Below are 6,647 nucleotides of genomic sequence, written 5' to 3' on the forward strand. Positions count from 1 at the left end.
CGGACTTGCCGACGCCGCCTTTTTCGCCACCGATGAAGTTCAGGGTGCTCATGTGCAGGAGGGGAGGTGGTGGAGAAGATGCGCGCCGCGCGGCGCGGAGGCCGGGTTTGCACGGGTTGCGCGGCGCATTCTAGAAAGCGACCTGTGTCGGTGGTGTGCAAAGACGGGCGGCGCCAAGGGGCGGCGCGACGCGCCGGCTCAGCGCGGCACCATGGCCAGCAACGGCCCCAGGTTGCCCATGAGCCAGTTCTGCCCGAAGTCCAGCGCGGCGCGGCGGTACTTCTCGTCGGCCTGGGCGGCCAGCAGATCGAGCCGCGCCACCACCTTCGACAGTTCCCGGTCCACCAGCAGGTTGCGGCCGCGCTCGCTGATCTCGGTGGACAGCAGCAGCGGCTGGCCGTCGGCCGCGGTGCGCGAGGTCAGCAGCCACAGCGAGATCTCGAAGTTGCGGGCGGCGCGGAAGGCGTTCTCGGCGCTGACGCCGTCGATCATGGTCTGCCGCCAGGTGTCGCCGTTGGCCTGCTTGAGCATGGCGGCCCAGCCGGTCACCAGTGCCGCCACGCGGTCGCCCGCGTAGGTCTCGGGCGGGGCGAAGGCCAGGCGCACCGCCTCGATGCCGGTCGCGCCGCGCAGCCAGGGCAGCGGCTGCTCCTGGTCGATGGACTGCCAGGTGCGGGCCACCGCGTCGTCGGCGCTGGTGGCCCATTTGCGCCACTCGCGCGGGTTCCGGCGGTAGAGCGACAGCTGCACCCGCCGCACCGACTCCAGGTTGTCGCGCAGGGCCAGGTTGGCCACCCGGTTGGCGCCGGACTCCATCCATTCGCCCTGGGTGTAGGGCTCGGCCCGCTTGGTGTCATGGAACATGCCGCAGCCGGCGAGCAGGGCACAGGCACCGATCAGGCCGGGCAGCAACAGGTGCGGCACGTGCACGGGCGCGAGGGAAGCGGGCAGGGGAAGGCGCATGGGCGCACGTTATCATCCTGCCCTTGCGCGGCAAGGCACGGGCTGCGCACTTTTTCCTTGAATATCAACATCTTGGCCTTGCTGCCCGTCTGCGGTGCGTCTCAACTCCATCAAGCTTTCCGGGTTCAAGTCCTTCGCTGAGCCGACCAACTTCATGCTGCCCGGCCAACTGGTGGGTGTGGTGGGTCCCAACGGCTGTGGCAAGTCCAACATCATGGACGCGGTGCGCTGGGTGCTGGGCGAGTCGCGCGCCTCCGAGCTGCGCGGCGAGTCCATGCAGGACGTGATCTTCAACGGCACCACCAGCCGCAAGCAGGCCAGCCGTGCCAGCGTCGAACTGGTGTTCGACAACGCCGACCACCGCGCCGGCGGTCAGTGGAGCCAGTTCACCGAGATCGCGGTCAAGCGCGTGCTCACGCGCGATGGCAACAGCAGCTACTTCATCAACAACCAGCCGGTGCGCCGCCGCGACGTGCAGGACGTGTTCCTGGGCACCGGCCTGGGGCCGCGGGCGTACGCCATCATCGGCCAGGGCACGATCAGCCGGATCATCGAGTCCAAGCCCGAGGAGCTGCGACTCTTCCTCGAAGAGGCCGCCGGCGTCTCCAAGTACAAAGAGCGCCGCCGCGAGACCGAGAACCGCCTGTCGGACACGCGCGAGAACCTGACCCGGGTCGAGGACATCCTGCGCGAGCTCAACGCCAACCTTGAGAAGCTGGAGAAGCAGGCCGAGGTGGCCGCGCGCTACAACCAACTGCAGGCCGAGGCCACGCGCAAGCAGCACCAGCTGTGGTTCCTCAAACGCGCCGACGCCGAAGCCGACCAGGTCCGCGTGCAGGCCGAGGGCCGCCAGGCCGTCAACGACCTCGAATCGCGCATGGCCGACCTGCGCCACATCGAGGCCGAGCTGGAGACCATCCGCCAGGCCCACTACGGCGCCGGCGATCAGGTCAACCAGGCCCAGGGCAAGCTCTACGAGGCCAGCGCCGAGGTGGGCCGGCTGGAAGGCGAGATCCGCTATGTGGTCGAAGGTCGCCAGCGCGTGCAGCAGCGCCTGGCCCAGTTGGCCGAGCAGATCCAGCAGTGGGACACGCGCCGCGCCGACGCCGAGGTCGAGCTGGAGAACCTGGCCGGCGCCGGCATGGACGCCGAGGAGCACGCCGCCATCCTGGCCGCGCAGCTCGAAGAGCAGGAAGCCCGACTGCCCGAGTTGGAAGACGCGCGCCAGCGCGCGCAGGAAACCGCCAACGGCCAGCGCGGCGCCGTGGTGCAGGTGCAGCAGCAGATCCAGGTGCTGGCCGCCGACCAGCGCAACATCGACGACCAGGTGCGTCAGCTCAGCCAGCGAAGCGACCGCCTGCGTGCCGACCGCCAGGCGCTGAATGCGCCCGACGAGGCGAAGCTGGACGCGTTGCGCGAGGAGTTCGCCATGGCCGAAGAAGCGGCCAGCGAGTCCGAGGCGCGTCTGATGGACCTGCAGGAGCGCGTGCCACAACTCGACGATGACCGCCGCGCCCGCCAGCAGGCCGTCAACACCGAGGGCGCCCGCCAGGCCGAGCTGTCGGCCCGGCTGGAGGCGTTGCGCGCTCTCCAGGAGAAGGTCAAGACGGACGGCAAGCTGCGCCCCTGGCTCGCCAAACACGGGCTCGACGGCCTGCAGGGCCTATGGAGCCGCCTGCATGTGGAGCCCGGCTGGGAGGCCGCGCTCGAAGCCGCGTTGCGCGATCGCATGGGCGCGCTGGAGATCTCGCGCCTGGAGATGTCCCGCGCCTTCGCCAACGACGCGCCGCCGGCCAAGCTCAGCTTCTACACGCCGCCCGCCGCGCCGGTTGCCGCCAGTTCGGGCGCCATGCCCCGTCTGGCCGACCTGCTGCGCCTGCACGACGCCGGCCTGCAGTCGCTGATGGCCGACTGGCTGCACGGCTGCTTCACCGCCGCCAGCCTGGACGAAGCGCTGGCCGCCCGCGAGCGCCTGCAGCCCGGCGAGGCCATCTACGTGGCCGCCGGCCATGTGGTCACGCGCCACAGCGTGGGCTTCTATGCCCAGGATTCCGAACAGGCCGGCCTGCTGGCCCGCCAGCAGGAAATGGAGAACCTGGAGCGCGAACTGCGCGCCCAGGGCCTGATCGCCGAAGAGGCCCGCACGGCCCTCGTGCGCGCCGAGTCGGCCTATGCCGAGGCGGCTGGCCGGCTGGTCGGCGCCCGCCGCGAGGCCGACCAGACGCGCGCCCGCGCCCACGAGCTTCAGGTGGAAACGCTGCGCCTGTCGCAGCAGGCCGAGCAGGCTCGCGCCCGCAGCGAGCAACTCAATGCCGACCTGGGCGAGGTCGAGGCGCAGCTCGAAGAACTGCAGGAGCGCCGCGTCGCCGCCGAGGCCCGCTTCGAGGAGCTGGACCTGCAGCTGGCCGACAGCCAGGAGCGCCATGCCGAGCTGGAAGAGCGGGTGATCGAGGCCAGCCGCAAGCTCGATGCCGCGCGCGAGCAGCACCGCAGCCTCGAGCGACAGGTACAGGAATCGACCTTCTCGCAACGCACGCTGGAGGCGCGCCGCGCCGAACTCGGCCGCGCCATCGACACCGCCCGCCAGCAGACCGTGGCCCTGGCCGACGAGCGCGAACGGGCCGAGGGCGAGCTGGCCCGCCTGTCCGACGCCGCCGCGCAGGCTGGCCTGCAGGATGCCCTGAATCTCAAGGCCGAGCGCGAGGCGGCGCTGGGCGCCATGCGCAGCCAGTACGACGACCTGACGCAGAAGCTGCGCGCCAGCGACGAGCGGCGGCTGCAAATCGAGCGCGCCCTCGACCCGCTGCGCCAGCGCATCACCGAGATGCAGCTCAAGGAGCAGGCCGCGCGCCTGGGCCTGGAGCAGTACGAGCAGCTGCTGGCCGACGCGCAGGCCGACCGCGAGGCCATCGCCGCCTCCATCGAGGCCGACAAGGTGCGCCTGACCGGCCTGCAGGGGGAGATCGACCGCCTGCACCGCGAGGTGGCCGGCCTGGGCGCCGTCAACCTGGCGGCGCTGGACGAACTTACCAGCGCCCGCGAGCGCAAGACCTTCCTCGACGCCCAGTCGGCCGACCTGAACGAGGCCATCACCACGCTGGAAGACGCGATCCGCAAGATCGACGGCGAGACGCGCGAGCTGCTGGGCGGCACCTTCAACACGGTCAACGAGCACTTCAGCCGAATGTTCCCGGAGCTGTTCGGCGGCGGCAATGCGCGGCTGATCATGACCGGCGACGAGATCCTGGACGCCGGCGTGCAGGTCATGGCCCAGCCGCCCGGCAAGAAAAACCAGACGATCCACCTGCTGTCAGGTGGCGAGAAGGCGCTCACGGCCATCGCGCTGGTGTTCGCCATCTTCCAGCTCAACCCTGCGCCCTTCTGCCTTCTTGACGAGGTGGACGCGCCGCTGGACGACGCCAACACCGAGCGCTATGCGCGCCTGGTGTCCGCCATGAGCCGGGGCACGCAGTTCCTCTTCATCAGCCACAACAAGATCGCCATGGAGATGGCACAGCAGCTGATCGGCGTGACCATGCAGGAGCAGGGCGTTTCGCGCATCGTGGCCGTGGACATGGAATCCGCCGCCGGCATGGCCGAAGTCGGCTGACGCGCGGCCACGCCCGCGCGCCTTACAACAAGAACTCGGAAGAGCAATCCCAATGAGCAATCTCACGATCGCCGTGGCCATCGCCGGCGGCCTGGTGCTGGCGGCCCTCATCGCCTACAACACCTGGACGCTGCGCCGCAACGCCCCGCGCCAGCCCGAAGGCGACGGGCCGCATTCCGGCCTGGCGCCGCTCGACGGGGGGCAGGGCGGCCCGGACGATCCGGTGCTGCATGCCGACCCCAACGACGTGCATTCGGCCGACCGGCACGAGCCGCTGTTCGACCCCGACCTGCCGCCGCCCAGCGGCCAGCCGGGCGCCGCCTCGCTGCTGGGCATCCGCCGCGGCGGGCTGGATCCGCTGATCGACGTGATCGCGCCCGTGGCGCTGGAAGGCCTGGTCTCCGGCGCGGCCGTGCTGGCGGCCATGCCCGCCACGCGCCGCGCGGGCAGCAAGCCCATCGCCGTCGAAGGCCTGCGCGACGGCGCGTCGGAATGGGAGGCGCCCGTCTCCAGTGCCCGCTACCGCGCGCTGCAGATCGGCGTGCAGCTGGCCAACCGCACCGGCGCACTCAACGAGATCGAGTATTCCGAGTTCGTGGTCAAGGCTCAGGCCTTCGCCGATGCGCTCAACGGCGCGCCCGAGTTCCCAGAGATGCTGGACGAGGTCGCCCGCGCCCGCGAGCTGGACCAGTTCGCCAGCGCGCACGACGCGCAACTGGCCTTCGTGCTGCGCGCTCGCCACGCGGCCTGGAGCCCCGGCTACGTGCAGCAGAACGCCGCGCGCCTGGGTTTCGTGCCCGGCATGCTGCCCGGGCGCATGGTGCTGCCCAACACCGATGCCGGTGCGCCGCCGGTGCTCGGCCTGGTCTTCGACACCCAGGCCGCGCTGGCCGACGACCCGGCCCAGTCGGCCATCCGCGAGCTGATGCTGAGCCTGGACGTGCCGCAGGTCGACCGCGCCCTGGAACCCTTCGCCCGCATGCGCGAGATCGCCGAGGCCCTCGCCCGCGAGATGGATGGCGTGGTCACCGACAGCGACGGCCAGCCCCTGCGCACCGAGACGCTGGACGCCATCGGCCAGGATCTGGAACAGCTCTACGACACGCTGGATGGCCGCGAGCTGTCCGCCGGCTCGGCGCTGGCGCGCCGGCTGTTCTCCTGATCCGCGCTGCTACCGCACACCGACCGCGATGACCGACACCGTTCCCGCAGCGGTGGCCCAGGAGGCCGCCAAGCTGCGCATTGCCCTCAACCATCACGCGCATCAGTACTACGTGCTGGACGCGCCGCAGATTCCGGACGCCGAATACGACCGGCTGTTCCGCCGCCTGTCCGAGCTGGAAGAGGCGCATCCCGCACTGCGCACGCCCGATTCGCCCACCCAGCGCGTGGGCGGCGCCGTGCTGCCCTTCTTCGCCAAGGTGCGCCACCGCGTGCCCATGCTGTCGATCCGCACCGAGACCGACATCGAGGCCACCGGCGCCGAAGCTTTCGACACCCGCGTGCGCCGCGAGCTGGGCTTGGCCGCCGATGCGCCGCCCGTCGAATACGTGGCCGAGCTCAAGTTCGACGGCCTGGCCATCAACCTGCGCTATGAGGACGGCACGCTGGTGCAGGCCGCCACCCGCGGCGACGGCGAGGTGGGCGAGGACGTGACGCAGAACATCCGCACCATCGGCCAGATTCCTTTGAAGCTGCCGAAGGACGCACCGCCCGTGCTGGAGGTGCGCGGCGAGGTCTACATGAAGCGGGCCGACTTCGACCGCCTGAACGAGCGGCAGCGCCAGAAGATCGAGGCCGGCCGGAAGAACGAGAAGACCTATGTCAACCCGCGCAATGCGGCGGCCGGTGCGGTGCGCCAGCTCGATCCGGCCATCGCGCGGCAGCGCCCGCTGTCCTTCTTCGCCTATGGCTGGGGCGAGGTAACGCCGGTGGAGCAGGGTGGGCCGGATTTCGGCACGCAGTACCAGGCCTTGCTGACGCTGCGCTCCTGGGGCTTTCCGGTGTCGGACCGCACGCAGGTCTGCAACGGGCCGCAGGAGCTGGCCGAGTTCCACCGGCAGATCGGCGCGTT

3 protein-coding genes and 1 pseudogene are annotated in these 6,647 nt (G+C 70.6%); 3 read left to right on the plus strand and 1 reads right to left on the minus strand.

Annotated features, from left to right (window positions below):
* Positions 1-198 precede the first annotated feature (198 nt).
* Positions 199-963 carry a hypothetical protein gene (locus QZ772_RS06975; protein ID WP_295524278.1) on the minus strand — a complete coding sequence of 255 codons (765 nt, stop codon included), beginning with the start codon at positions 961-963 and terminating at the stop codon, positions 199-201.
* Between the two features lie 94 nt (positions 964-1,057).
* On the opposite strand from QZ772_RS06975, the gene smc reads away from it, so the two are divergent.
* The 3 genes and pseudogenes from smc to ligA form a co-directional block, all read left to right on the plus strand.
* Positions 1,058-4,573 carry a chromosome segregation protein SMC gene (gene smc, locus QZ772_RS06980; protein ID WP_295524280.1) on the plus strand — a complete coding sequence of 1,172 codons (3,516 nt, stop codon included), beginning with the start codon at positions 1,058-1,060 and terminating at the stop codon, positions 4,571-4,573.
* A gap of 52 nt (positions 4,574-4,625) precedes the next feature.
* Complete coding sequence (locus QZ772_RS06985) at positions 4,626-5,735, plus strand: cell division protein ZipA C-terminal FtsZ-binding domain-containing protein (RefSeq protein ID WP_295524282.1); 1,110 nt, start codon at positions 4,626-4,628, stop codon at positions 5,733-5,735.
* Positions 5,736-5,763: 28 nt separating this feature from the next.
* Positions 5,764-6,647: pseudogene (ligA, locus tag QZ772_RS06990) on the plus strand (NAD-dependent DNA ligase LigA); the annotation flags it as partial.

It is taken from the genome of uncultured Pseudacidovorax sp. (assembly GCF_913773995.1).
Lineage (GTDB): Bacteria > Pseudomonadota > Gammaproteobacteria > Burkholderiales > Burkholderiaceae_C > Xenophilus.

Coding starts and splice junctions, on each gene's coding strand:
- QZ772_RS06985 (WP_295524282.1), top strand. CDS start 4,626: ATGAGCAATCTCACGATCGCCGTGGCCATCGCCGGCGGCCTGGTGCTG.
- QZ772_RS06975 (WP_295524278.1), bottom strand. CDS start 963: ATGCGCCTTCCCCTGCCCGCTTCCCTCGCGCCCGTGCACGTGCCGCAC.